Below are 23,753 nucleotides of genomic sequence, written 5' to 3'. Positions count from 1 at the left end.
GGACGTCATGGCATTGCCATCGTCGGTTCACCGCCGCGCATCACGCTTGCGCAAACCGGGAGCCGCGCATGCGTTACGCGATCGTCAGCGAGACTTACCCGCCGGAGATCAACGGCGTCGCCCTCACCGTGCAGGGGCTGGAACAGGGATTGCGCGCCAGGGGACACGAGGTCCAGGTCGTGCGCCCCCGTCAGGTCGCCGATGGAAACGGCGCCGACCACGAAGTGCTGGTGCGCGGTGCACCCCTGCCCCGCTACCCCGGCCTGCGTCTGGGACTGCCGGCGACCTCACGCTTGCAGACGCTGTGGCGCGAGGCGCCACCGGACGCCATCTACGTCGCCACCGAAGGTCCGCTGGGCTGGTCGGCGCTGCGTGCGGCGCGGCGGTTGGGCATCCCCGCCGCAACCGGCTTCCACACGCGCTTCGACGAATACATGCGCGACTACGGCGCGGCGTTCCTCGCGCAGACCGCGCTGCGCTGGATGCGCCGCTTCCACAACAGCGCGCAGGCCACCCTGGTGCCCACGCGCGAACTGGCCGACTTCCTGCAACAGCAACGCTTCGCCAACGTCGTGCACCTGCCGCGCGCGGTCGACACGGCGCTGTTCGACCCGCGCCATCGCGACGACACCCTGCGTGCGGCATGGGGTGCGGACGAGCACACCTTCGTGGCGATCTACGTCGGCCGCATCGCCGCCGAGAAGAACCTGGACCTGTCGGTGCGCGCGTTCCGCGAACTGCAGGCCAACCGTCCCGACGCACGCTTCGTGTGGGTGGGCGACGGCCCCGCACGGGCGAAACTGCAGCTGGAAAACCCCGACTTCGTCTTCTGCGGCGTGCAGCGCGGCGAAGCGCTTGCACGACATTTCGCCAGCGGCGATCTGTTCGTCTTCCCCAGCCTCAGCGAAACCTTCGGCAACGTCACCCTGGAGGCGCTGGCCAGCGGCGTGCCGACGGTGGCGTTCGATTACGGCGCCGCGCGCGAGCACCTGCGCGATGGCGTGCACGGCGCGGCCATCGCTCCCGGCGACGAAGCGGCGTTCATCGCCGCCTGCGCCCGGATCGCGGGCGACGACCTGAGCCGGACCGCCATGCGCATGGCCACGCGACAGGCCGTGATCGGTCTGAATCCGGAACAGGTGTCCACCGATTTCGATGCACTGCTGCAGCAGCTTGCACGCTCGCGCCAGGCCGACGGCGCGGCGATGGATCCGTCCACCGCGGAACGGGAGGCGTCATGAACCGTCAGACCCTGCACAAACGACTGATCGCCGGCGATTCGGGCTGGTGCCTGCGCGCCAACCGCTGGGCCGAGCGCGGTCGCTCGCGTTCGTACTTCGCATGGATCAGCCGACTCGGCGACGGCGTGTTCTGGTACACGCTGATGGGCGTGTTGATCGTGCTGGACGGCATGGACGGGCTGTTCGCCTCGGCGCACATGGCGGCCACGGGCGTGATCGCGCTGACGCTGTACAAGCTGCTCAAGCGTTGGACACGCCGCCCGCGCCCGTTCGCCCTGGACCGACGCATCCACGCGTGGGTGGCACCGCTGGACGAGTTCTCGTTCCCGTCGGGCCACACGCTGCACGCGGTCGCCTTCAGTCTGGTGGCGATGGCGCACTACCCGATGCTGGCTTGGTTGCTGGTGCCGTTCACCGCCAGCGTGGCGGCCTCGCGCGTGGTGCTGGGGCTGCATTATCCGAGCGACGTTCTGGCGGCGACGGGGATCGGCATGTCGCTGGCGGGCGTGTCGTTGTGGATGGTGCCGGGGGTGACGTTGTTCTAGCCCGACAACCTGCAGCTGCAAGTTGAAGTTGGGCGAACACACCACATTGCGGTTTGCGGTTGCTCCGGACGTTGCGGTTGCGGTTGCGGTTGCGGTTGCGGTTGCGGTTGCGGTTGCGGTTGCGGTTGCCGTTGCCGTTGCCGTTGCCGTTGCCGTTGCCGTTGCCGTTGATCTTGCGACTTCGGAGCGAGCCGAGCACCGGAGCCGTGCGAGGGCCGAAGAGCCGCCCATGTTTGAGTGCCGCGTAGCGGCGCGACAAATCGTCTGGAACGATTTGGACCGCCGAAGGCGCCTGCGCATAGCGCAGGTTCGCCACATGGATGTGGCGAAGTCCGTTTGGGCGGCGTGCCCTCGTGCGGCGAGGAGCACAGGGAACCGCCGCGTAGCGGCGGATCGCGGAGGGAGCTGGCGGTTTTGGTTACTTTTGCCAAGACAAAAGTAACCCGCCCGTTTTAGGGCGGAAGCTCTTGCTTCTGCTGGTGCCGTTGCCTCTGCAACAGCTGCTGTCATTCCCGCGAAGGCGGGGTCTTCTGGGCCGCCGTATGGCGGCACTATCCACGTGTCCGGCGTATCACGACTTTCGAAAAGAGTGCGATGACTGAAGGTTGGATTCCCGCCTTCGCGGGAATGACGAGCTCGAGCAACGTCAACCTCAACAACAACAGCTTCCGCTCGCAAGCGAGCGGGTTACTTTTGTTTCGACAAAAGTAACCAAAACCATCCGCTCCCTACGCGATCCGCCGCTGCGCGGCGGTCCCCTGTGCTCCTCGCCCGACAGGGGGACGTCGCCCAAACTCGCTGCGCTGCGCTCCGCTCAAACATGGGCGACTCTTCGCCCCCTGCCGGGCTCCGGTGCTCGGCTCGCTCCGAAGTCGCAAGAGCAACAGCAAGGACAACGGCAGCAGCTACAGCTACAGCAACAGCAAACGGCTGCGGCTGCGGCTGCGGCTGCGGCTGTGGCTGTGGCTGAAAGCAACAACTGCAACTGCCGGTTACGCCACCCTCACCACCTTCGCCCGCGCCACACTCGGAAAGTACTGACTGCTCCAGTCCCGATCATTGGCCACCTGCGCATGCGCGCGACTGGCTTCCAGTGCCGCGAAATCCAGCGTCGCCGCGACCCAGCGCTGCTCGCCGCGGGTCTCCACGATCATCCCGTCGTGCGGCAGGCCGACGTCCATCGGCGCGATCAGTGCGGCCTCGCCGGTGTTCACGTCCAGCGCGGGGCTCCACGGTGCTTCGCCCGCCGTCACCGACTGGGCGACGAAGCAGCGGTTCTCCAGCGCGCGCGCCAGGCAGCCCACGCGCACGCGCGTGGCGCCGGCTTCGGTGTCGGTGCAGCTGGGCACGATCAACAGGCGGGCGCCCGCTTCGCACTGCGCACGCACGGGCAGCGGGAATTCACTGTCGTAGCAGACCGCGACCGCGCTGCGTACGCCGGCCGTCTCGAACACCTTCAACTCGTCGCCCGATTCGATCACGCGCGTGCCCTTCTCGAATCCGGTCAAGCGGAGCTTGTCCTGCCATACGTGCGTGCCGTCGGGCGCGAAAACGTAGCTGCGATTGCGATAACGGCCGCGCCCCGTGTCCAGCAGGAACGTTCCGGCCACCACGTGCATGCCACGTTCGCGCGAGAGGCGCGAGAACAGCTCCAGCCACGCGCCGTGGAAGCGCTGCGTGGCGGCCAGGGAGGCGTGCAGATCGGTACGGATGTCGTCGCCGAAGATCGCGGCCAGTTCCAGCGAAAGATATTCCGGCAACACCGCCATGTGCGCGCCCAGGCGCTGTGCGTCGTCCAGCCATTGCGCCTGCTTGCGCGCGAAGGCGTCGAAGTCCTCCGGCGCGCCGATCGTGTACTTGGCCACCGCCACCTTCAGGGTGCCGTCGGCCACCAGGTCCTGCAGTGATTTCATCGGGTGCGCTCCAAAGGTCGCAACCAGAACGTAAGGGTGTGTTCGACTTCGTTGCGCTGCCCCACTTCGCGCCAGGGAAGGCGCGCCTGCAGTTCGGGGCGCTGGCGATAGCCGCGCTTGGTCCAGAAGGCGTCGTTGCCGCGATGGAAAGCCGGGCGCCGCGGATGGTTGGGTTCGCGGTTGACCGCGCAGAACGCGGTCCAGGCGTAATCGCCGTAGCTGCGCGCGTGTGCCTCGCGCTCGTCGAAGAAGCGATGGCCGATGCCGCGTCCGCGGTACGGCGGCAACAGCACCGATTCGCCGCAATAGAACACTTCCTGCGGGGGAATGGAGGTGTCCGCGAACGGCGTGAGGAACGCCTCGGATTCGTCCACCAGCGGCAGGCCCGTCGAGGCGCCGACCACGCGTCCCTCGTCGAAGGCCAGCACGGCGATGCTGCGCGGCGACTGCAGGTAGATGCGCAGGTATTCGGCTTCGTAATCGGTGTCGCCGTCGTAGAGGTACGGCCAGTCGCGGAACACCGCGATGCGCAGCCGCGCCAGGTCGTCCAGCCACGGTTCGATCGCCGCACCGTTGTAGCAACGCACGTCGAGCGGGCGGGTGGTCTCGGGTGCTTTCACGTCCATGACGTACATTCTAGGGATCCCCGGTTGGCTAACGGTGAGAGCGTGGACGGCCACGACGAAGGCGGCCGCGGGCTTCCGCCCGCGACCGCGCTTCTCTCACTCCAGACGCGCCACCGGGCGCGCACCGGCCAGCTGGTACCAGTCGACCCTGCGCGTCACCACCATGATCGTGGCCAGCACCAGGAACAGCAGGCCCGCGCCGAGCACCAGCGCGTTGTCCTCCGACACGAGCAGGCCATACAGCGCCGCATACAGGGTGGCGAGCATCACCGCGAATCCCAGGCCGCGGCCGACGCTGCGCAGCACCGCGCTCAGGTAGAACCCGAGCAGGCCGATGCAGGCGACGCTGGCGGCCAGATAGCTGTACACGAAGGCGAAGTGTTCGCTGAGGCTGACCAGCAGCAGGAAGAAGATCGCCAGCGACAGTCCGACCAGTCCGTACTGGATGGGGTGGATCGGCAACTGCTTGATCAACTCGAAGATGAAGAAACCCACGAAGGTCAGCAGCACGAACAGCAGGCCGTATTTGGTGGCGCGGTCGGCCTGGGTGTAGATGTCCACCGGGTCGATCAGCGAAACGCCCACCGCGTCCAACCCGCTCATGTTGGCCACGCCGCTGTCCATTGCGGGCAACGAGCGGCCTTCCAGCCACTGGCGCTGCGCGGTACTTGCGACCGAGGCGATGTCCCACTCGGCCCGGAAGCCGCGCGCGTCGATGTCCTGTCGCGGCGAGGTGCCGCCGAAACTGGGATGGCGCCAGCTGGAATCGAGCGCGAAACGATTGGTCTTGCCCAGCGGAACCAGCGCGAGCGATTCGGTGCCGCCCAGGCGCATGTCGAGCTCGGTATCGAGCGTCAGGGCCTGCCCGGCCGTCGGCGCCTCCAGGCGGACGTGCAACCCGGGGCCGGTGCGGGCACCCATCCCTTCCTGCAGCGCGACGTCACGTCCGTTGATGCGCAGTCGCGGCGTGGCGCGCAGGCCGCGCACGTCGGCGATGGCGTAGCTCAGCCACGGTTTTCCGATCTGCAGACCGATGGCGCCGGGCTCGACGGGAATGCGCACGTCGAAACGCGCCCTGGCCTTGCCCTGCCATTCGAACACGCGCACTTCGTGCAACCCGCGCCGCCGCGTGTCGGGCCGCATCGGGCCGCGCACGTCGAGCATGGAGGGGAAGAAGGTCCAGTAGTCCGTCCTGGCGCGCTGCACCTTGCGATGCGGGTCGTAGGGCGTGGGATCTTCGACCTCTTCGGTCTGCGTGTATGGCACGACCAGCACGGGCCCGGCGAAGGACTGCGCACCAGCGTAGCTGCGCGCGATGTCCGCGACCGCCTGCGCGCGATACTCCTGGCGCTCGTGGATGACGCCGCGGATCATCGATAGCGGGATCAGGATCGCGAGCGTCATGACAAAGACGAACGCGACCTTCAATGCAAGGCGCAGCATGGGCAACTCCTGTCGTGGAATGGCGACAGGGTCCGCGGTACGCGTGGGGAGACGATGGGGTTTCGGTGAAGCGAGCGTGAAGTCGGCCGCTTGCGCGTTCCCTCTGCCGAAGCGCTTCGCGCGTCGACCTCTCCTGCAAGGGGAGAGGTGAAAGCGACGCCTCCGCTATTCCGGTAGCGACAACCGCGCCAACGCTCCCCCTTCGTCGCGATTGCACAGCGCCGCGCCGCCGCCGTGCAGCGTTGCCACCTCCGCGACGAAGCACAGGCCCAGGCCGCTGCTGCGACTGCCATTGCCCGGCCGCGGCAGCGAGTAGAAACGCTCGAACACGCGACCGACCGCGTAATCGGGAATTCCCGGGCCACTGTCCAGCACTTCCACGCATTGGCGGTCGCCATCGCGGAACAGGCGCACGCCGATCCGGCTGCCGTGCGGCGCGAAGTCGATGGCGTTCTCGATCAGGTTCACCAGCGCCTGCCGTAGCAGGAACGGGTCGCCGTGCACGTGCGGCAGATCGGGCGATACATCCAGGTCCAGTGACAGGCCGGCGCGTTCCAGGCGGGTGGCGCATTGCGAGGTCGCCTCCTCCACCAGCTGCGCCAGCTGCACCGGTTCGGGATGGTCCAGCCGTTGGCGATGCTCCACCGCCGCAAGCGCCAGCATCTTGTCGATCATCTGCGCGAGCCGGTCGCTCTGGGCGCGGATGCTGGCGGCGAAGCGGAGGCGGTCGACCTCTTCCAGCGGCCCTTCCAGCAGCTCGGCGCTGCCGCGGATGGCCGCCAGCGGGCTCTTCATCTCGTGCGTGAGCGTGTGGACGTAGTGCTCGACGTACTGCTTTCCTTCCAGGCGCGTGCGCATGGTTTCCAGCGCGCGCCCCAGCTCGCCGAATTCACCCGCCGTGTGCGGCAACGCGGTGCGTTCGCCCGCGGTGACGGCGTGCGCGTAACGACGAAGCAGGCCCAGCTGGTGCGACAACCACCACGCCGCCACCAGCCCGATCAGCAACGAAACGCCCAGCAGCACCGCGCCCCAGCGCTGCACCACGCGCTGGCTGCGCTCGATGAACGGCGCGATCGTCCGGTTGGGCTTGGCCACGGTGAGCACGCCGGCGATACGTCCCTGCGGATCGCGGATGGGCGCGGCGACATGCATCACGGTGGAGTCCGGATCGGCCGGATCGCTGCGCGTGGAGCGCGCGCCATACTGACCGCGCAGGGTCCGGTAGACGTCGTTCCAGCGCGAATAGTCGCGCCCGACGTCGCGGCCTTCGCTGTCGAACACCACGATGCCGTGCGCGTCGGTGACGTAGATGCGGTACTGCGAGCTGCGCTTGCCGAAGCCCCAGATGCGCGCGCCGTAGTCGCGCTGCGCCATCGCGCGCACGCGGTGGGCGAAATCGCCGTCGGCGATGCGTCCGGCCAGCAGGTCGTCGGTGGCCAGTTCCGCCAGCACGTTGGCGGTGTCGACCAGCGTGTCCTCCATCGCCTGGCGAACGCCGGGCTTCACCTGCGCGACGAACACCTGCGCCAGCAGCAGTCCCGCCAGCGCGACGATGACGAAGTACCCCAGGAAAACGCGCAGGCCTATTTTCATTGCCGCGCCCTCACGCGTCCGTGTCCAGCGAGTAACCCAACCCGCGGTGCGTGCGGATCGGGTCGACGTCGGGCGCGACGTCGCGCAGCTTGGCGCGCAGCGTCTTGATGTGCGTATCGACGGTGCGGTCGCCGCTCTCCAGCGCATCGCCCCAGACGCGGTCCATCAGCTGCGCGCGCGACAGCACGGCGCCCGGCCGCTGCAACAGCGCGGCCAGCAATCCGTATTCGTAGCGGGTGAGGTCCAGCGCATGGCCGCGGAACCGGATGCGCCGGCCCTGCGCGTCATGGACGAAGGCCAACCCGCTCGCGGCCGGCGCCAAGGGCGGATGCATGCGCCGCAGCACCACGCGCACGCGCGCGACCAGTTCGCGCGGCGAGAAGGGTTTGGTCACGTAGTCGTCGGCGCCGATCTCCAGGCCCAGGATGCGGTCTGCCTCCGCGTTCTGCGCGGTGAGGAAGATCACCGGCAGGTCGCCGGCGCGGCGCAGCTCGCGGCACAGGGCGAAGCCGCCGATGTCGGGCAGGCCGACATCGAGGATGGCCAGGTCGAACGTCCGCGTGCGTGCCATGTCCAGCGCCTCCCCACCGGTCAGGCAGTGCACCGCCTCGAACCCTTCGGCCCGCAGCGCGTGCAGGACGATCTGCGCGATCGCGGTTTCGTCTTCGACCAGGAGCAGGAGCATCGTCGCGGGGACCCGGGGCTGGGGTGGGTGGGCGTGGTATGTGCATGTTGCCGGGATCGCCGAACTACACAAGGACGTATCCTGTCGCGGCCCCCGCCCAAGCCCCCGGCCCTGCCTTCCGATGAATTACCGCCACGCCTTCCACGCCGGCAACCACGCCGATGTCCTCAAGCACATCACCGTGCTGGCCCTGTGCGATGCCCTGACCGCCAAGCCGGCGGCAGCGTTCGCGCTGGACACGCACGCCGGACGGGGCCTGTACGCACTGGACAGCAATTCCGCCCAGCGCACGGGCGAGGCGGAGGGCGGCATCGGCCGGTTGATCGCCGAGGCGCCCAAGCACCCGGCCATCGCGCGCTACCTGTCGGCCGTGCGCGCCTGCCGGCAGGAGCATGGCTCGGCCAGCTACCCCGGTTCGCCGTGGCTGCTCGCGCACGCGTTGCGCGAGCAGGACCGCATCGCCACCTGCGAGCTGCAGCCGGAGGAAGCGAACCAGCTGAGCACCGTGTTCGTGCGCGACCCGCGAGTGGCGGTGCACGAGCGCGATGGCTATGCCGCGATGAAGGCCCTGCTGCCGCCGCGCCTGGGCGAGACCCGCTACAACCGCGGCCTGGTCCTGATCGACCCGCCGTACGAAGCGCAGCTGGAGGAATTCGACACCGCCCTGGCAGCGTTGCGCGATGCGCTCGCACGCTGGCCGCAGGGATCCTACGCGCTGTGGTACCCGATCAAGCTGCGCCGTTCGCTGCAGCAGTTCTACCGTCGCGCGGCGACACTGCCGGCCAAGTCCTCGCTGCTGGTCGAACTGCAGGTGCGACCGGACGATTCGCCGCTGCGCATGAACGGCAGCGGCATGCTCCTGCTGAACCCGCCGTGGCAGATCGACCAGACCATGGCCGGCGTCGTGCCGCTGCTGGCGAAGGCGTTGGCCGAGGAAGCCGGTGCGGAAGGCCGCGTGGACTGGCTGGTGCGGCCGGCGTAACGCGATGCCCCACCTCTCCCCTTGCGGGAGAGGTCGATGCGCAAAGCGCTTCGGGAGAGGGGGTAGCGCGCCAACGCGAAAAGCGCCCCCTCTTCCGCCCCTTCGGGGCACCTTCTCCCACGAGGGGAGAAGGAAAGACATCAGCCCTGCTTACACAATCGCGGCACTCACCTCTCCCCCTTGCGGGGTCGGGAGAGGGGTCACGCCGGCAGCTTGCGATCCGGCTCGAAGAAGCTCCAGCGCACTTCCGGGAAGCTCTGCTTCAGCGCGCGTTCGACCGTGTTGATCTGGTCGAGCAGCCCGTGCACGCCGTGCTCCTCGCGCATCTGCGCCTGCACCGACACCAGCACTTCGTTGCCCAGCTGCAGCGTGATCAGGCTGATGACGCGGGCGATCTCCGGGCGACCTTCGAGGAACTCGCGCATCTGCTGCTGGCGGGCCGGATCGACGCTCTGGCCGATCAGCATCGCCTTGACCTCGATCGCCACGAACACGGCGACCACGATCAGCAGCGCGCCGATGGCGATGGTGCCCAGCGCATCCCACAGCGGGTTGCCGGTGGCGACGGTCGCGCCCACGGCGATCAACGCGAACACCAGACCCAGCAACGCGGCCAGGTCCTCGCCGAAGATCACCACCAGTTCGGCCTGGCGGCTCTGGCGGAACCACTGCCACAGCGAACGGTCGCCACGCGCCTTGTTGACCTCCTGCAGGCAGGCACGCATCGACACGGCCTCGGCGCAGATGCCGAACACCAGCACGGCCGCCGCCCAGTACCAGTGCAGCACCGGTTCGGGGTGCTGCAGTTTGTGGATGCCTTCGTACAGCGAGAACATGCCGCCCACGGTGAACAGCATCACCGCGACCAGGAACGACCAGAAATAGATCGCCTTGCCGTAGCCCAGGGGGTAATCGGGCGAGGCCGGCTGCTTGGCCTGGCGCATGCCCAGCAACAACAGCAGCTGGTTGCCGCAGTCGGCCAGCGAATGGACCGTCTCGGCCAGCATCGCGCTGGACCCCGTGACGAAGGCTGCCACGCCCTTGGCCACCGCGATCGCGAAATTGGCGCCCAGCGCGAAGAAGATCGCGCGGGTCGAATCACCACCACCTGCCATGCCGTTCGTCCTTAAAAGTTGGTGACACACGCCGGATCTGAGCGGCGCGCTCTGAAGCGGCGCGAGTCTAGCATCGCGCCCGGCGTGTCCATCGCGCGCGATGAGCGTCTGCGGTCAGTCCGCCAGCTCGCGCTGCGTCTTCTTCGGCAGGCGCTCGCGCACGAGTTCATAACTGCGGCGCAGCAGTGTCCGCAGCTCCGCCGCCGACAACGCCTTCCCGGGATGCTCCAGGTACACCCAGTGCGCGCGCGCCAGGTAGGGCGCGGGCTGGAAACCGGGGCGCCCGGTCAGCTCCAGGAAGCGCTCGTCCTCGACCTTGAAACTCAGGCTGCCGGCCTTCGGGCCTTGCACGCAGATCACGCAGAACATCTTGTCGGCGACCGTGAAGACCAGGTCATCCTCCCACTTCATCGACGAGGCCACGCCCGGCCAGCCACCGACCCACTCTCCCAGCTTTTTTCCGTCCATCGGACCCGCCCCTGCACCGTGAAGATTGTGAATACGCCCTAGAGGGGAAGTGTGCCAATATCCAGCCATGGCCGCGCGCGAACGACTCCCGCCTTGGCATGAACGCATGCGTCTTCCCAATGGGCGCGAGGTGTTGATACGCCCGATCCGGCCGGAGGACGCCGAGCCGATCCGTGCCAGCTTCACGCTGCTGCAGCCCGAAGAGGTCCGCCAGCGCTTCCTGTACGCGCTGAAGGAACTCACCCCCGACATGGCCGACCGCCTGACCCGGGTGAACCCCAAGAATGAATTCGCGCTGGTCGCGGCAGAACCCTACCCGCCCGGCGAGGCCCTGGTCGGTGCGGTGGCGCGCATCGCCGTCGACGATGCCGGCCGCGATGCCGAATTCGCCATCCTGGTCAGCCACTACGTCGCCGGCATGGGGCTGGGCCGCTACCTCATGACCCGCCTGGTGAAATGGGCGCGCGGCAAGAAGCTCGATCGCGTCTACGGCGACGTGTTCGAACACAACCAGTCGATGCTGGCCCTGGCCCAGTCGCTGGGGTTCGAGCGCGAATACCAGCAGGACGCGCCCGGCCTGATCCGCGTGTCGCTGAACCTGAAGAACGGCAAACCGTAACTGGCCGCCCCTTGCAGGGGGCCGCGTTGACTGGGGGTGTCTCGGGGGGCCTGCGGCAGGCTGCGCCGCGCGTCCACGGAAGGACGACACCTTCCGGAACGCGACCATGAGCATCAACGAAGAGCGCCTCAACCAGTTCCTCGGCCATGCCGTGGGCGATCTCGGCGCGGCGATCAGCGCCACCCTCATGCTGGTGGGCGACCAGCTGGGCCTGTACCGGGCCCTGGCGAAGCAGCCGATGAACGCCGCGGGCCTCGCCCGCGCAACCGGCACCCACGAACGCTACGTGCGCGAATGGCTGGGCAACCAGGCGGCCGGCGGCTATGTCGATTACGACCCGGCCAGCGACACCTATTCGCTGAGTGCCGAACAGGCGCTCTGCCTGGCCGATCCCGGTGGTCCGGTCGATCTGCCCGGCGCCTATTCCATCGTCGAGGCCACGTTCCACTCCCTGGAGCGCACCAAGGAAAACTTCCGTACCGGCAAGGGCATGGAATGGGGAGAACACCACGCCTGCCTGTTCCATGGCACCGAGCGTTTCTTCCGCGCCGGCTACAACGCGCACCTGATCACCGAATGGCTGCCTGCGCTGGACGGCACGCTGGAGAAGCTGCGCGCCGGCGGCAAGGTGGCGGACGTGGGCTGCGGCCACGGCGCCAGCACCACGCTGATGGCGCAGGCATTTCCGAAATCCACCTTCATCGGCTACGACTACCACGCCCCTTCCATCGACGTCGCACGCGAGCGCGCGCGCCAGGCCGGCGTGGACAACGCGTACTTCGAGGCGGCCGACGCCACGGGCTACACGGGCAACCACTTCGACCTGATCTGCTTCTTCGACTGCCTGCACGACATGGGCGATCCCGTGGGCGCGGCGCGGCATGCACTGCAGGCGCTCAAGGCGGACGGCATCTGCATGCTGGTCGAGCCCTTCGCGGGCGATCGCGTGGAGGACAACCTCAATCCGGTCGGACGCGTGTACTACGGCGCCTCGTCGCAGATCTGCGTGCCGGTGTCGCTGGCACGCAACGGACCGGCGCTGGGCGCGCAGGCCGGCGAGGCGCGCTTGCGCGCGGTGATGCAGGAGGCCGGTTTCACCCGCTTCCGTCGTGCCACGCAGACGCCGTTCAACCTGGTGTTCGAAGCGCGGCCGTGAGCCGCAGGAGCGTCGCCATGCCCCGGTATGTGATCGAACGCGAACTGCCAGGCGCGGGCCGGCTGTCGGTCGACGAACTGCGCGCGGTTTCGCAGAAATCCTGCAACGTGCTGGGAGACCTGGGGCCGCAGATCCAGTGGGAGCACAGCTACGTCACCAGCGACAAGATCTACTGCGTCTACATCGCGCCCAACGAAGCGATGATCCTCGAACACGCGCAGCGTGGAGGCTTTCCCGCCAACCGGATCTCCGAGGTGACCGCGGTCATCGACCCGGTCACCGCCGAGTAGCGAGGGGGCAAGCGTGGCGCGGGCAGCGATGCCCGCGCCGCGCGTCTTGCTCAGACGACGGTCAGCGTGACGTCGATGTTGCCGCGGGTGGCGTTCGAGTACGGGCACACCTGGTGCGCCTTCTGCACCAGCGCCTCGGCCTGTTCGCGCGCCATGCCCGGGATCGTGATCTTCAACTCGGCCTGGATGCCGAAACCGGTCGGCAGCGGGCCGATGCCGACGCTGCCATCGATGCGCGTGTCGGCGGGTAGCGCGATCTTCTCCTTGCCGGCGACGAACTTCAGCGCGCCGATGAAGCAGGCCGAGTAGCCCGCCGCGAACAACTGTTCCGGATTGGTGCCTTCGCCGCCGGCGCCGCCGAGTTCGCGCGGCGTGGTGAGCTTGACGTCCAGCGCGTTGTCGGAGGAAACGGCGCGGCCGTCGCGGCCGCCGGTGGCGGTGGCATGGGCGGTATAGAGAACCTGGTCGAGCGACATGGGATGACTCCTTGGTGGGGGACAGCGGTAGGAACAGCGGTGATGGCCTTGCGGCCTATACATAGCCAGCTATTGAATAGCGCGCTACTTATGAGGGAAACAGGACATCGACATCGTTTTCATCCGGCGTTCTTCATCAGTCCGCCGCGCAGCGACTCCAGCTGCTGCTTCAGCGCCACGAGATCTTCCGGTGAGCATTCCGACGCGCAGAACAGGTCGGCCGGAATCGAACGCGCCTTCGTCTTCAGCTCGCGACCCTCGCGGGTGAGCTCGATGACCACCTGGCGCTCGTCATGGCTGGCGCGCGTGCGCGTGATCAGCCCCGAGGACTCCATCCGCTTCAGCAGCGGCGTGAGCGTTGCCGAATCCAGGTACAGGCGCTCGCCGATCTCCGACACCGACAGGCCGTCGCGCTCCCATAGCACCAGCATCGCCAGGTACTGCGGATAGGTCAGCCCCAGCGGGGTCAGCAGGCGGCGGTACACCTTGTTGAGCGCCAGCCCGGTCGAATACAGCGCGAAACACAGCTGCTCGTCGAGCTTCTGCAGGTTCCGGCCCTTGGTCGCCTTGGCGGTCGCGGTCTTCATGGGTCGGAAATTTACATAGCGCGCTATCTAATTGCAAGCGATCATTATCGCCAGCCACGGAACGTTGCGGGCCGCGACCGCCCATTCATCGCCCTCGCGTAAAATGCAGCCCTCTTGCGCGGGGGGCGACGGCCTCCGGCGCTGCCTTCGTTTTGATCGCCGCCCGCGGCCCAGAGTCACCGGATCCCTGCCGAATGCCGAAGTCTCCCGCTCCGACGCCTCCCCTGCCCCGCGCCGGACAACAACGCGCCTGGTGGCGCGCCCCCGCTTCCGCCTCCGCGCTGGCGTTCCACATCGCCAGCGCCGCCGATGCGAACAAGGCACCGCTGCTGGTCGTGGCCCGCGACAACCACGGTGCGCATCAGCTCGAATCCGACCTGCACACGTTGCTGGGCGGTCGCGACGACCTGCCCGTCGTGACGTTTCCGGACTGGGAAACGCTGCCCTACGACGTCTTCAGCCCGCACCCCGACATCGTCAGCCAGCGCCTGGCCGCGCTGCACCGCCTGCCCACGCTGAAGCGCGGCATCGTGATCGTTCCCGTGCAGACGCTGCTGCAGCGCCTGGCGCCGCTCAAGCACGTGGTCGGCGGCAGTTTCGACGTGAAGGTCGGCCAGCGCCTGGACCTGGACGCCGAGAAGCGCCGACTCGAGTCCGCCGGTTACCGACACGTGCCGCAGGTCCTGGACCCGGGCGACTTCGCCGTGCGCGGCGGCCTGCTCGATGTCTACCCGATGGGCGCCGACCAGCCGTTCCGTGTGGAACTGCTCGACGACGAGATCGAGACCATCCGCGCGTTCGATCCGGAATCGCAGCGATCGCTGGACAAGATCGACGCAGTCCACCTGCTGCCAGGCCGCGAAGTACCGCTGGACGATGCCGCGCTCAAGCGCGCGCTCGACGCACTGCGTGAACGTTTCGACCTGGACACGCGCCGCAGCGCGCTCTACCAGGACCTGAAGGCCGGGCTGGCCGCGCCGGGCATCGAGTACTACCTGCCGCTGTTCTTCGACAGCACCTCGACCCTGTTCGACTACCTCGCGAAGGACACGCTGCCGGTCATCGCAGACGGCGCGATGGAAGCGGCCGAACAGTTCTGGACGCACACCGGCGAGCGTTACGAGCAGCGCCGCCACGACCTCGAACGCCCGCTGCTTCCGCCGGACGCGCTGTACCTGTCGCCCGATACCCTGCGTGCGCGCCTCAACGAAGGCGAGCGCATCGAGGTGTGCGGCGAAGGCCATGCGCAACGCGAGCGCGCTGCCGCACTGGGCGACCAGCCTGCGCCTTCGCTGCCGCTGGCTGCACGCGATCACGCACCGGCCGATGCATTGCGTTCGTTCCTGTCCAGCTATCCCGGCCGCGTGCTGATCGCCGCCGATTCGCCCGGCCGTCGCGAAGCGCTGCTGGAACTGCTGCAGGCCGCCACGCTCGCACCTCGCGTGCTGCCGGACTGGAACACATTCGCCTCGGGTGACGAACGCTTCGCCATCGCGGTCGCACCGCTGGAAGACGGCTTCGCCATCACCGAGCCCGCACTGGCGGTGCTCACCGAACGCCAGCTGTTCCCGGAACGCGCCGGCCAGCCGCGCCGCCGACGCCGCGTCGGGCGCGAGCCCGAGGCCATCATCAAGGACCTGGGCGAGCTGAGCGAAGGCGCACCCATCGTCCACGAAGACCACGGCGTGGGCCGGTACCGCGGCCTGGTCACGCTGGATGCCGGCGGCATGCCGGCCGAGTACCTGGAAATCGAATACGCGAAGGGCGACCGTCTGTACGTCCCGGTCGCGCAGCTGCACCTGATCAACCGCTATTCCGGTGCGTCGGACGAAACCGCGCCGCTGCATTCGCTGGGCGGCGAGCAATGGGCCAAGGCCAAGCGCAAGGCGCAGGAGAAGGTTCGCGACGTCGCCGCCGAACTTCTTGAGATCCAGGCCAAGCGTCGCGCACGCGCGGGCCTGGCCATCGACGTCGACCGCGCCGCGTACGAGCCGTTCGCCGCCGCCTTCCCGTTCGAGGAAACGCCGGACCAGCACTCGGCGATCGAAGCGGTGATCCGCGACCTGGCGTCCAGCCAGCCTATGGACCGCGTGGTGTGCGGCGACGTGGGCTTCGGCAAGACGGAAGTCGCCGTGCGTGCGGCGTTCGTCAGCGCCATGTCCGGCAAGCAGGTGGCCGTGCTGGTGCCGACCACGCTGCTGGCCGAACAGCATTACCGCAATTTCCGCGACCGTTTCGCCGATTGGCCGATCAAGGTCGAAGTGCTGTCGCGCTTCAAGACCAAGAAGGAGATCGAGACCGAACTGGCGAGGGTGTCCGAAGGCAAGATCGACGTGATCGTGGGCACGCACCGCCTGCTGCAGCCGGACGTGCGCTTCAAGGATCTGGGCGCGGTCATCGTCGACGAGGAGCAGCGCTTCGGCGTGCGCCAGAAGGAAGCATTGAAGGCGCTGCGCGCCAACGTGCACCTGCTCACGCTCACCGCCACGCCGATCCCGCGCACGCTGAACATGGCGATGGCCGGCCTGCGCGACCTGTCGATCATCGCCACCCCGCCCGCGCACCGCCTGGCCGTGCAGACCTTCGTCGTGCCCTGGGACGACATGCAGCTGCGCGAAGCCTTCCAGCGCGAACTCTCGCGCGGCGGCCAGGTGTACTTCCTGCACAACGACGTGGAAAGCATCGTCCGCATGCAACGCCAGCTGGAAGAACTGGTGCCCGAGGCGCGCATCGGCGTGGCGCACGGACAGATGCCGGAACGCGAACTCGAACGCGTGATGCTCGACTTCCACAAGCAGCGCTACAACGTGCTGCTGTCGACCACGATCATCGAATCGGGCATCGACATTCCCAACGCCAACACCATCATCATCCACCGCGCCGACCGCTTCGGCCTGGCGCAGCTGCACCAGCTGCGTGGCCGCGTCGGCCGCTCGCACCATCGCGCGTATGCCTATCTCGTCGTGCCTCCCGACCGCAAGGCGATGACGGACGACGCGCGCAAGCGACTGGACGCGATCGCGGCGATGGACGAACTGGGCGCCGGCTTCACGCTGGCCACGCACGATCTGGAGATCCGCGGCGCGGGCGAGCTGCTCGGCGAGGAGCAGAGCGGCCAGATGGCCGAGGTCGGCTTCAGCCTGTACACCGAACTGCTGGAACGCGCCGTGGCGTCCATCCGGCAGGGCAAGCTTCCGGACGTGGACGCACACGAGGTGCGCGGCGCGGACGTGGAGCTGCGCGTGCCCTCGCTGATCCCCGATGACTACCTGCCCGACGTGCACACGCGCCTGACGCTGTACAAGCGCATCAGCGGGGCCCGCGACGCCGAACAGCTGCGCGAACTGCAGGTGGAGATGATCGACCGTTTCGGCCTGCTGCCCGACGCGGCCAAGCACCTGTTCGCCATCGCGGAGCTGAAGTTGCGCGCGACCCGACTGGGCATCCGCAAGCTCGACCTGGGCGACAAGGGCGGCCGCGTGCATTTCGTCGAGAAACCCAACGTCGATCCGATGACGATCATCCGCCTCATCCAGGGCCAGCCGAAGCTCTACAAGATGGAAGGCCCGGACAAGTTGCGCATGACGCTGGACCTGCCGGACGCGTCGGCGCGCGTCCTGGCCGCGCGCGGCATCCTCACGGCGCTTCAACCGGCGGCGTGAGGTCGGCTATGGTGTCGCTCCATCGCCACCCATTGCCGTACAGAGGTCATCCATGAAGTTCGCACCGGTCCTGCTTGCCCTGGCCCTGCTGGCGGGTTGCGCGTCCATGCCGAAGGACGAGGCGCGCACGACGTTCATCCTCGTCCGGCACGCGGAGAAGGTTGCGGATGGTTCGAAGGACCCGCCTCTCACCGCAGACGGCGAGCAGCGTGCGCAGGCGTTGTCGCGACGGTTGGCCTCCACGCCGCTGTCGGCGGTCTATGCGACCGGATTCCAGCGCACGCAGCAGACCGCCGCGCCCACCGCGCACGCGCACAAGCTGGATGTCATCACCTACGACGCCAAACTGCCTGCGCCGCAACTGGCCGCGCAACTGCGGCGCGACCACGCCCGCGGCACCGTGCTGGTCGTCGGCCACAGCAACACCATTCCCGACATCGCTACGGCGCTGTGTGGCTGTCCCGCCGCGCCGATGAGCGAAGCCGAGTACGACCGCCTCACCACCGTGCGCATCGACGCGGAAGGCCATGCCACGCTGGACGAAGGCCGGCAGGACTGACGCGCCTCACAGCTGCGATTCCAGCGGCAGCCAGCTGACGACCTTCGCCGTCGCACGACGCGCCCACGATGCGTCGGGGTCGTGGGTCCACACGCGTGGCGGCTTTGCCGAGGCGTCGTCCCAGCGAAGTTCGTCGTCCTGCAACCACAGGCGGTAGCTGCTCTCGCGACCGATCTTCCATTCGTACAGCCGGCGCAGTTCGCTGGTGAGCTGGCGATCGTTGAACAGGATGCCCATCTCGGTGTTGAGGTTGATCGAGCGTGGATCGAGGTTGAAGGAACCGACGAAGCCCTGCTCGCCGTCCACCATGAACGCCTTGGTGTGCAGGCTCGCCTCGCTCGACGAGGAGCCCAGCAGGCCACTGCCGCCGCCGGTGCGCAGGCCGCGGGTCTTCAGCTCGAACAGCTCCACGCCGCCGCGCAGCAGCGGGACGCGATACGGCGCGTAACCGCCGTGCACGAGGGCCACGTCGGTGGCCGCCAGCGAGTTGGTCAGCACACCGACGTCCACGCCCTTGGCCCGCATGCGAAGGAACAGGTCCACGCCCTGATCGCCAGGAACGAAATACGGCGAGATGACGAACAACTCGTGCCGCGCCGCGAGTGCCGGCGGCAGCAGGGCGTCGATCAGCCAGTTGTTGCGCGGTGCGCCTTCGGCCTTCTCCGGCGGGTCGGAATACACGTGCGCGTCGTAGGTCCAGTGCAGCGCGCGACTGCCCTTGAGCAGTGCCTTCACGTCGGGTGATTTCGCCAGGCGCTCCGCGTACGGCACCGCGTCGCGCGAGCGGTACTGCAGCGCGCCGGCGCGACGCAACCGGTCCAGCGAGAGTTCGTCGCTGGACACCAGCGCACCGAGCGGAATGGCCGACGCGCTGTTCCAGAACGCGTCGAAGATGCGTGAGGTCTCGGCCACGGGCGGCCCCACGACCGCGAGGTCGGCATCGAGGAAGTTGGCCGCCTCGGCCGCGCCGAAATACTCATCACCGATGTTGCGACCGCCCACCACCGCCACGCGACCATCCACGATCCACGCCTTGTTGTGCATGCGCCGGTTGAGGCTGAGGCCGCGCAGCAGCAACTCCACGCCACGCGTGAAACTGGATTTCCGGCCGCGCGAAGGGTTGAACATGCGCACTTCGGCGTTGGGATGCCGGTCGAGTGCGGACAGCACCGAATCCTTCGCATGCGCGTTGAGGTCGTCGAGCAGCAATCGCACGCGCACGCCGCGGTCGGCAGCGCGGAGCAGTTCGTTGACGATGAGGTTGCCGGTGAGGTCCGCCTTCCAGATGTAGTACTGGACGTCGAGGCTGCGACCCGCGGCGCGCGCGGTCACTGCACGTATGGCGAAGGCATCCAGGTTGTCGGCGAACAGGGACAGGCCCGCCTGCCCGGGATGCGCCTGTTCCAGCGGCACGATCGCGTGGTCGATCGCGGTCTCCACGCGATCGGCGACGAGGGCCTGCGAAGGCGCGCCACGCGCGTTTTCGGCGAAGCGGCCGTAGCTGTAGACCGAGAGCAGCGACGCCACCACCAGCAGCAATACGGCGGCGGCCACCCAGCGCAGCTTCCTGGTCATGACGCTCCGGCGTGTGACGGTGCGGCGATTCTAGCCACCGCCGTGCGACGACCGCTTCACACCGGGTGGCCGCTAGACTGGCGGCATGTTCCTTCGCGTATCCACGATGAAAGCCACCATCGCCCTGCTGCTGTCCGCCCTGGTACTGAACGGCTGCGCGACGACGCCCGCGCGCCTGCCGATGGACGCCGAACTCCACCCGGGCCAGTCGGTCGCGCTTCCCGGCGACGCACGGCTGCGCTACGTGGGCACCTTCGAGGACTCGCGCTGCCCGCCGGACGTGCAATGCATCCATGCAGGCGATGCGCAGGTGCGGCTGCAACTGCAGCGCGCGGGCGCATCGAAGGACCTGACGCTGCGTGCCTCCGCACGCTGGCCCACCGATGCGGACGGGTTGCGCATCTCGTTGCTGCGGCTGACCCACGACGCGGCACCGGTCGCCACCGTGCGCGTGGAACAGGCCGTGCCGTAGACGACACCCACCGCGTCACGCACGGAGGATGCGACCGTGCGACGCTAGCGATGCCCCCACGAGGAACCGGACATGACCACCATCGTTTCCCCCCGCGTGCACGATCTCGGCGGCTTCCAGGTGCGACGCGCCGTGCCCAGCATCCAGGCGCGCTCGGTCGGCCCGTTCGTCTTCGTCGACCACATGGGGCCGGCCGTGTTCGAACCCGGACGCGGCATCGACGTGCGTCCGCATCCGCACATCGGCCTGGCGACGGTGACCTTCCTGTGGTCGGGCACCATCACGCACCGCGACACGCTGGGCAGCCTGCAGGACATCAATCCCGGCGACGTGAACTGGATGACGGCCGGCCGCGGCATCGCGCACTCGGAGCGCACGCCCGCCACGCTGCGTGCGCACGAACATCCGCTGCACGGCATGCAGACCTGGGTCGCGCTGCCGCGCTCCGACGAGGAAGCCGACCCTGGCTTCTTCCATCACCCCGCCGCCACCCTGCCGCAGCAGCGCCGCGACGGCAGCTGGCTGCGCGTGGTCGCCGGCCGCGGCTACGGCGAGGAGTCGCCGGTGCGCGTGTATGCGGACACGCTCTACGTCGCCATCGATCTGGATGCCGATGCCGAACTGCCGCTGGACGACTCGCATCCGCAGCGCGCGCTCTACGTGCTGGAGGGAGAGGCCCAGCTGGACGGCGCCGACATCCCCGCGATGCACCTGATCGTGCTCGACCCCGGCACCCGACACCGGCTGCGCGCACGCACGCCCGTGAAGGCCATGCTGCTGGGCGGCGAGCCGCTGGATGGCCCGCGCCACCTGTGGTGGAACTTCGTCTCCAGTTCCAGGGAACGGATCGAGCAGGCCAAGCTGGACTGGCAGGACGGGCGCTTCGGCAAGGTCCCCGGCGACGACGAGTTCATCCCCCTGCCCGAGCGCTGAGGGCCATTAGCCCCGCACATGGCTGGCCGTGATTCATAAGTCCGGCCATGCGCCTATTAAGCATGGTTATTTGTCAAGTGCCGAAATCTGGACTATGTTCGAGCCAGATCGGGCAAAGCGTCATGTTTTCCCGGTCGCGCTGAAGGGGTGTTTGGCAACCACACAGGGGGTTAGTCGTGAAAACGACGGCATGGCGTATGTCGGCCCTGCTCGTGCTCGCCGGTCTTGGGGCGAATGCGAACGCGCAGGAACAGGGGAACTGTCCGGAACTGCCCGCGGACTCGGGCTTGGCCTGGGAGGCCAAGAGCACCGGTGACGCGGATTTCTGCCGCGCCCTGCGTGCGGACGGGTCGGAGGCGTTCGGGCTCTACATCTCGCGCAAGGCGACGTTCGAGCCCAAGCGCGGCAATCGCGCCGAGGCCGGCGTGATCGATGGCCTGAGCATGTACTGGTACAAGGGCGAGCTCGCGCTCAAGCCCAACGTCGAGGTACGTGAGACGGTGGTCGAGCTGGCCGATGGTCGCCTCGCGCACATCTGGCTGCAGGCGGAAGCCCCGCAGTTGTCGGGCGCGATCAACCAGGCCCAGGCGATCCGCTTTCCCACCACGCGCCTGAGCAGCAAGTAAGCGTTCGACCCGCAATGGCCCGGCTTCGATGCCGGGCCGCGCACGCGCGCAACCGCGCGTCGCGCTCCCGCAGGCGCTGCCTTCACGCGCACTGCACCCGCATGCCCAAGACTTGGCCGGTCCCTGCCCTGCGGCGGGGCCATGCAGACTGCAACAGCGCCGCTCGGGGCGGGGGTTGGCAGTACGACCCGGGCTGATTCCGTCACTTTCGCAAGGAAGAAGAGGAGGCAGCATGATCAAGCGTCTCGCGGCCGAGTTCATCGGCACGTTCTGGCTGGTACTGGGCGGTTGCGGCAGCGCGGTACTGGCCGCGAATTTCGGTGGCGATGGCAATCCCCTGGGCATCGGACTGCTCGGCGTATCGCTCGCGTTCGGCCTCACGGTCCTCACCGGCGCGTACGCGCTGGGCCACATATCCGGCGGTCACTTCAATCCCGCGGTGAGCTTCGGACTGTGGGCAGCGGGACGTTTTCCCGCGCGCGACCTGGCTCCGTACATCGTCGTGCAAGTGCTCGGCGCACTGCTCGCGGGCTTCATCCTGTGGCACATCGCTGCCGGCGCACCGGGCTTCGCGGTCGATCCCAACGCCGCCGGCGCATTTGCCAGCAACGGCTTCGGCAGTCACTCGCCCGGCGGATACAGCCTCAACGCGGCCTTCCTGTGCGAGATCGTCATGACGGCGATGTTCCTGGTCGTCATCCTCGGCGCGACGCACCCCAAGGCCCCCGCTGGTTTCGCACCCCTCGCCATCGGCCTGGCCCTGACGCTCATCCACCTGATCAGCATTCCCGTGACCAACACCTCCGTGAACCCGGCGCGCTCCACCGGCGTGGCCGTGTTCGCAGGCTCGGTGGCAATGTCGCAGCTGTGGCTGTTCTGGATCGCACCGATCGCCGGCGGTCTGCTGGGCGGGGTGATCTACCGATGGCTGGGAGAGGACACGGGCGCAACTTCGCGCTGACGCGAATCCCTGCGGAAGGCCACGCTCCGGCGTGGCCTTTCCGTGTCATCCCGTGCTCGCCGCGGCCTTGAGCTGGCGGATGAAGTCGCCCAGTGGCGACCTGAGTTGCTGCAGGAGCGGATCGTCGCGGTTGCGCAGCACCGCCTCGCTCACCAGCTTGAGGCCAATGGCGAAGGCGGCGGCTTCGTCCTCGCTGGCGAAACGACCGCTGCCGCGTTGCAGATCGACGATGCGGAACAGGTCGTCGTGGTTGCCGTCCTCGAACGTCAGCGGTGCATGCAGCGCGATGTCCTCGCGCGGCGCACCGATGTGCTCGACGGTGATGCGGTAACGATGTTCGCGCGCGGCCATCAGGTCACCCTCCTCAGAAGCGTCCTTCCTGGAAATCGACGAAGGCCTGCATGATCTGCTCCCGCGTGTTCATCACGAACGGGCCGTAGCGCGCGACGGGTTCGCGCAACGGGCGACCGGCCACGACGATCAGGCGCAAGCCCGACGCACCCGCGGTCATCACGACGCGCGGCCCGCCGATCAGCACGGCAAGTTGCTGCGCCGACAGCGCACGCGCGTCATCGCCCTCGCCCACCGAGCCCTCGCCTTCGAACGCATACGCGAAGGCGTTGTGGCCTTCGGGCAGTTCGTAGTGCCACGAAGCGTGCGGTGCCAGCTCGATATCCAGGTACACCGGGTCGGTCGCGGGCTGGCGGATCGGGCCATCGACGTCGCCCACGCGACCGGCGATCACCTTCACGCGCACACCGTCGGCCGGCTGCAACTGCGGAATGCGGTCGGGTGCGTATTCCTGGTACTGCGGCCGCGTCATCTTCTCGCGCGCGGGCAGGTTCACCCACAGCTGGAAACCGCGCATGCGGCCTTCCTGCTGCTCGGGCATCTCCGAATGAACCAGGCCGCTGCCAGCGGTCATCCACTGCACGCTGCCGGGCACCAGGACGCCCTCGTTGCCGTGGTTGTCCTTGTGGCGCATGCGGCCGTCGAGCATGTAGGTCACCGTCTCGAAGCCGCGATGCGGATGATCGGGAAAACCGGCGAGATAGTCGTCGGGCCGGTCGGTGCCGAATTCGTCCAGCAGCAGGAACGGATCGAGCATCTCCAGTTCGGGCGAACCGATCACGCGGGTCAGCTTGACGCCCGCACCATCGGAGGCGGGCATGCCGCGCAGGAGGCGGCCGATGCGGGCGGCAGGAGAAGGGGCGTTCATGGCGGTT

General features: G+C 68.0%; 24 protein-coding genes. 12 read left to right on the top strand and 12 right to left on the bottom strand.

Annotated features, from left to right (window positions below; all coding sequences use genetic code 11):
• Positions 1–68 precede the first annotated feature (68 nt).
• Together QLQ15_RS10385 and QLQ15_RS10380 are read left to right on the top strand one after the other, a co-directional pair.
• Positions 69–1,241 carry a glycosyltransferase family 4 protein gene (locus QLQ15_RS10385; RefSeq protein WP_283212717.1) on the top strand — a complete coding sequence of 391 codons (1,173 nt, stop codon included), beginning with the start codon at positions 69–71 and terminating at the stop codon, positions 1,239–1,241.
• On the top strand, positions 1,238–1,786 hold the full coding sequence (locus QLQ15_RS10380; RefSeq protein ID WP_283212716.1) for a phosphatase PAP2 family protein: 549 nt from the start codon (positions 1,238–1,240) through the stop codon (positions 1,784–1,786). Before QLQ15_RS10385 ends, QLQ15_RS10380 begins: the two co-directional genes overlap by 4 nt.
• 992 nt (positions 1,787–2,778) lie before the next feature.
• Here the strand turns inward: QLQ15_RS10380 and QLQ15_RS10375 are convergent.
• The 5 genes from QLQ15_RS10375 to creB all read right to left on the bottom strand — a co-directional run bounded on the left by QLQ15_RS10375 (position 2,779) and on the right by creB (position 8,046).
• Positions 2,779–3,663 carry a carbon-nitrogen hydrolase family protein gene (locus QLQ15_RS10375; RefSeq protein ID WP_283213992.1) on the bottom strand — a complete coding sequence of 295 codons (885 nt, stop codon included), beginning with the start codon at positions 3,661–3,663 and terminating at the stop codon, positions 2,779–2,781.
• Between the two features lie 32 nt (positions 3,664–3,695).
• Positions 3,696–4,325 carry a GNAT family N-acetyltransferase gene (locus QLQ15_RS10370; RefSeq protein WP_283212715.1) on the bottom strand — a complete coding sequence of 210 codons (630 nt, stop codon included), beginning with the start codon at positions 4,323–4,325 and terminating at the stop codon, positions 3,696–3,698.
• A 96-nt stretch (positions 4,326–4,421) separates the two neighbouring features.
• Positions 4,422–5,768 (bottom strand): cell envelope integrity protein CreD, encoded by a 1,347-nt coding sequence (gene creD / locus QLQ15_RS10365; protein ID WP_283212714.1) that lies wholly within the window; start codon positions 5,766–5,768, stop codon positions 4,422–4,424.
• 165 nt (positions 5,769–5,933) lie between these two features.
• Positions 5,934–7,361: a two-component system sensor histidine kinase CreC gene (creC, locus tag QLQ15_RS10360; RefSeq protein ID WP_283212713.1), complete on the bottom strand. Its 1,428-nt coding sequence runs from the start codon at positions 7,359–7,361 to the stop codon at positions 5,934–5,936.
• Between the two features lie 10 nt (positions 7,362–7,371).
• Positions 7,372–8,046, bottom strand: a complete 675-nt coding sequence (gene creB / locus QLQ15_RS10355; protein ID WP_283212712.1) for a two-component system response regulator CreB — start codon at positions 8,044–8,046, stop codon at positions 7,372–7,374.
• Between the two features lie 121 nt (positions 8,047–8,167).
• Between creB and QLQ15_RS10350 the strand changes: the two genes are divergently transcribed.
• On the top strand, positions 8,168–9,028 hold the full coding sequence (locus tag QLQ15_RS10350) for a 23S rRNA (adenine(2030)-N(6))-methyltransferase RlmJ (protein ID WP_283212711.1): 861 nt from the start codon (positions 8,168–8,170) through the stop codon (positions 9,026–9,028).
• A 200-nt stretch (positions 9,029–9,228) separates the two neighbouring features.
• Here the strand turns inward: QLQ15_RS10350 and QLQ15_RS10345 are convergent, their stop codons facing one another.
• Both QLQ15_RS10345 and QLQ15_RS10340 read right to left on the bottom strand, forming a co-directional pair.
• Positions 9,229–10,143, bottom strand: a complete 915-nt coding sequence (locus tag QLQ15_RS10345; protein WP_283212710.1) for a cation diffusion facilitator family transporter — start codon at positions 10,141–10,143, stop codon at positions 9,229–9,231.
• Positions 10,144–10,257: 114 nt separating this feature from the next.
• Positions 10,258–10,611 (bottom strand): MmcQ/YjbR family DNA-binding protein, encoded by a 354-nt coding sequence (locus QLQ15_RS10340; protein WP_283212709.1) that lies wholly within the window; start codon positions 10,609–10,611, stop codon positions 10,258–10,260.
• Positions 10,612–10,678: 67 nt separating this feature from the next.
• On the opposite strand from QLQ15_RS10340, the gene QLQ15_RS10335 reads away from it, so the two are divergent.
• The 3 genes from QLQ15_RS10335 to QLQ15_RS10325 all read left to right on the top strand — a co-directional run bounded on the left by QLQ15_RS10335 (position 10,679) and on the right by QLQ15_RS10325 (position 12,676).
• Positions 10,679–11,230 carry a GNAT family N-acetyltransferase gene (locus tag QLQ15_RS10335; protein ID WP_283212708.1) on the top strand — a complete coding sequence of 184 codons (552 nt, stop codon included), beginning with the start codon at positions 10,679–10,681 and terminating at the stop codon, positions 11,228–11,230.
• Between the two features lie 106 nt (positions 11,231–11,336).
• Positions 11,337–12,386, top strand: coding sequence for a class I SAM-dependent methyltransferase (locus QLQ15_RS10330; protein ID WP_283212707.1), 1,050 nt, complete (start codon positions 11,337–11,339; stop codon positions 12,384–12,386).
• Positions 12,387–12,403: 17 nt separating this feature from the next.
• Positions 12,404–12,676 carry a DUF4242 domain-containing protein gene (locus QLQ15_RS10325; RefSeq protein ID WP_283212706.1) on the top strand — a complete coding sequence of 91 codons (273 nt, stop codon included), beginning with the start codon at positions 12,404–12,406 and terminating at the stop codon, positions 12,674–12,676.
• 50 nt (positions 12,677–12,726) lie between these two features.
• Here the strand turns inward: QLQ15_RS10325 and QLQ15_RS10320 are convergent, their stop codons facing one another.
• Together QLQ15_RS10320 and QLQ15_RS10315 are read right to left on the bottom strand one after the other, a co-directional pair.
• Positions 12,727–13,152, bottom strand: a complete 426-nt coding sequence (locus tag QLQ15_RS10320) for an organic hydroperoxide resistance protein (RefSeq protein ID WP_283212705.1) — start codon at positions 13,150–13,152, stop codon at positions 12,727–12,729.
• Between the two features lie 119 nt (positions 13,153–13,271).
• Complete coding sequence (locus QLQ15_RS10315) at positions 13,272–13,739, bottom strand: MarR family winged helix-turn-helix transcriptional regulator (RefSeq protein ID WP_283212704.1); 468 nt, start codon at positions 13,737–13,739, stop codon at positions 13,272–13,274.
• A gap of 194 nt (positions 13,740–13,933) precedes the next feature.
• Between QLQ15_RS10315 and mfd the strand changes: the two genes are divergently transcribed.
• Together mfd and QLQ15_RS10305 are read left to right on the top strand one after the other, a co-directional pair.
• Positions 13,934–17,401: a transcription-repair coupling factor gene (gene mfd, locus QLQ15_RS10310; RefSeq protein ID WP_283212703.1), complete on the top strand. Its 3,468-nt coding sequence runs from the start codon at positions 13,934–13,936 to the stop codon at positions 17,399–17,401.
• Positions 17,402–17,453: 52 nt separating this feature from the next.
• Entirely contained in the window at positions 17,454–17,960 is a 507-nt protein-coding gene (locus QLQ15_RS10305; protein ID WP_283212702.1) for a phosphoglycerate mutase family protein, read from the top strand.
• 6 nt (positions 17,961–17,966) lie between these two features.
• On the opposite strand, the gene QLQ15_RS10300 is transcribed toward QLQ15_RS10305, so the two are convergent.
• Positions 17,967–19,535: a phospholipase D family protein gene (locus QLQ15_RS10300; protein WP_283212701.1), complete on the bottom strand. Its 1,569-nt coding sequence runs from the start codon at positions 19,533–19,535 to the stop codon at positions 17,967–17,969.
• A gap of 106 nt (positions 19,536–19,641) precedes the next feature.
• Here QLQ15_RS10300 and QLQ15_RS10295 point away from each other — a divergent pair, with 106 nt between their 5' ends.
• From QLQ15_RS10295 to aqpZ, 4 genes are all read left to right on the top strand, one after another.
• Complete coding sequence (locus QLQ15_RS10295; RefSeq protein ID WP_283212700.1) at positions 19,642–20,007, top strand: hypothetical protein; 366 nt, start codon at positions 19,642–19,644, stop codon at positions 20,005–20,007.
• A gap of 72 nt (positions 20,008–20,079) precedes the next feature.
• A complete protein-coding gene (locus QLQ15_RS10290) occupies positions 20,080–20,940 on the top strand; it encodes a pirin family protein (RefSeq protein ID WP_283212699.1) in 861 nt (286 codons plus the stop codon).
• A gap of 197 nt (positions 20,941–21,137) precedes the next feature.
• Positions 21,138–21,566 (top strand): hypothetical protein, encoded by a 429-nt coding sequence (locus tag QLQ15_RS10285; RefSeq protein ID WP_283212698.1) that lies wholly within the window; start codon positions 21,138–21,140, stop codon positions 21,564–21,566.
• 232 nt (positions 21,567–21,798) lie between these two features.
• Entirely contained in the window at positions 21,799–22,527 is a 729-nt protein-coding gene (aqpZ, locus tag QLQ15_RS10280; protein ID WP_283212697.1) for an aquaporin Z, read from the top strand.
• A gap of 45 nt (positions 22,528–22,572) precedes the next feature.
• Here the strand turns inward: aqpZ and QLQ15_RS10275 are convergent, their stop codons facing one another.
• The gene (locus QLQ15_RS10275) at positions 22,573–22,878 is read right to left on the bottom strand and encodes a DUF3861 domain-containing protein (RefSeq protein WP_283212696.1); all 306 of its coding nucleotides are present in this window, start codon (positions 22,876–22,878) and stop codon (positions 22,573–22,575) included.
• Positions 22,879–22,891: 13 nt separating this feature from the next.
• Positions 22,892–23,746 carry a pirin family protein gene (locus tag QLQ15_RS10270; protein WP_283212695.1) on the bottom strand — a complete coding sequence of 285 codons (855 nt, stop codon included), beginning with the start codon at positions 23,744–23,746 and terminating at the stop codon, positions 22,892–22,894.
• Positions 23,747–23,753 lie beyond the last annotated feature (7 nt).

This window comes from Lysobacter stagni (genome assembly GCF_030053425.1).
GTDB classification, from domain to species: Bacteria; Pseudomonadota; Gammaproteobacteria; order Xanthomonadales; family Xanthomonadaceae; genus Lysobacter_J; species Lysobacter_J stagni.
This window is presented reverse-complemented; position numbering and strand designations above follow the sequence as displayed.

Coding starts and splice junctions, on each gene's coding strand:
- QLQ15_RS10350 (WP_283212711.1), top strand. CDS start 8,168: ATGAATTACCGCCACGCCTTCCACGCCGGCAACCACGCCGATGTCCTC.
- QLQ15_RS10285 (WP_283212698.1), top strand. CDS start 21,138: ATGTCGGCCCTGCTCGTGCTCGCCGGTCTTGGGGCGAATGCGAACGCG.
- QLQ15_RS10330 (WP_283212707.1), top strand. CDS start 11,337: ATGAGCATCAACGAAGAGCGCCTCAACCAGTTCCTCGGCCATGCCGTG.
- QLQ15_RS10340 (WP_283212709.1), bottom strand. CDS start 10,611: ATGGACGGAAAAAAGCTGGGAGAGTGGGTCGGTGGCTGGCCGGGCGTG.
- aqpZ (WP_283212697.1), top strand. CDS start 21,799: ATGATCAAGCGTCTCGCGGCCGAGTTCATCGGCACGTTCTGGCTGGTA.
- QLQ15_RS10315 (WP_283212704.1), bottom strand. CDS start 13,739: ATGAAGACCGCGACCGCCAAGGCGACCAAGGGCCGGAACCTGCAGAAG.
- QLQ15_RS10325 (WP_283212706.1), top strand. CDS start 12,404: ATGCCCCGGTATGTGATCGAACGCGAACTGCCAGGCGCGGGCCGGCTG.
- QLQ15_RS10380 (WP_283212716.1), top strand. CDS start 1,238: ATGAACCGTCAGACCCTGCACAAACGACTGATCGCCGGCGATTCGGGC.
- QLQ15_RS10295 (WP_283212700.1), top strand. CDS start 19,642: ATGAAAGCCACCATCGCCCTGCTGCTGTCCGCCCTGGTACTGAACGGC.
- QLQ15_RS10345 (WP_283212710.1), bottom strand. CDS start 10,143: ATGGCAGGTGGTGGTGATTCGACCCGCGCGATCTTCTTCGCGCTGGGC.
- QLQ15_RS10385 (WP_283212717.1), top strand. CDS start 69: ATGCGTTACGCGATCGTCAGCGAGACTTACCCGCCGGAGATCAACGGC.
- QLQ15_RS10335 (WP_283212708.1), top strand. CDS start 10,679: ATGGCCGCGCGCGAACGACTCCCGCCTTGGCATGAACGCATGCGTCTT.
- QLQ15_RS10290 (WP_283212699.1), top strand. CDS start 20,080: ATGACCACCATCGTTTCCCCCCGCGTGCACGATCTCGGCGGCTTCCAG.
- mfd (WP_283212703.1), top strand. CDS start 13,934: ATGCCGAAGTCTCCCGCTCCGACGCCTCCCCTGCCCCGCGCCGGACAA.
- creC (WP_283212713.1), bottom strand. CDS start 7,361: ATGAAAATAGGCCTGCGCGTTTTCCTGGGGTACTTCGTCATCGTCGCG.
- QLQ15_RS10320 (WP_283212705.1), bottom strand. CDS start 13,152: ATGTCGCTCGACCAGGTTCTCTATACCGCCCATGCCACCGCCACCGGC.
- QLQ15_RS10270 (WP_283212695.1), bottom strand. CDS start 23,746: ATGAACGCCCCTTCTCCTGCCGCCCGCATCGGCCGCCTCCTGCGCGGC.
- QLQ15_RS10370 (WP_283212715.1), bottom strand. CDS start 4,325: ATGGACGTGAAAGCACCCGAGACCACCCGCCCGCTCGACGTGCGTTGC.
- creD (WP_283212714.1), bottom strand. CDS start 5,768: ATGCTGCGCCTTGCATTGAAGGTCGCGTTCGTCTTTGTCATGACGCTC.
- creB (WP_283212712.1), bottom strand. CDS start 8,046: ATGCTCCTGCTCCTGGTCGAAGACGAAACCGCGATCGCGCAGATCGTC.
- QLQ15_RS10300 (WP_283212701.1), bottom strand. CDS start 19,535: ATGACCAGGAAGCTGCGCTGGGTGGCCGCCGCCGTATTGCTGCTGGTG.
- QLQ15_RS10275 (WP_283212696.1), bottom strand. CDS start 22,878: ATGGCCGCGCGCGAACATCGTTACCGCATCACCGTCGAGCACATCGGT.
- QLQ15_RS10305 (WP_283212702.1), top strand. CDS start 17,454: ATGAAGTTCGCACCGGTCCTGCTTGCCCTGGCCCTGCTGGCGGGTTGC.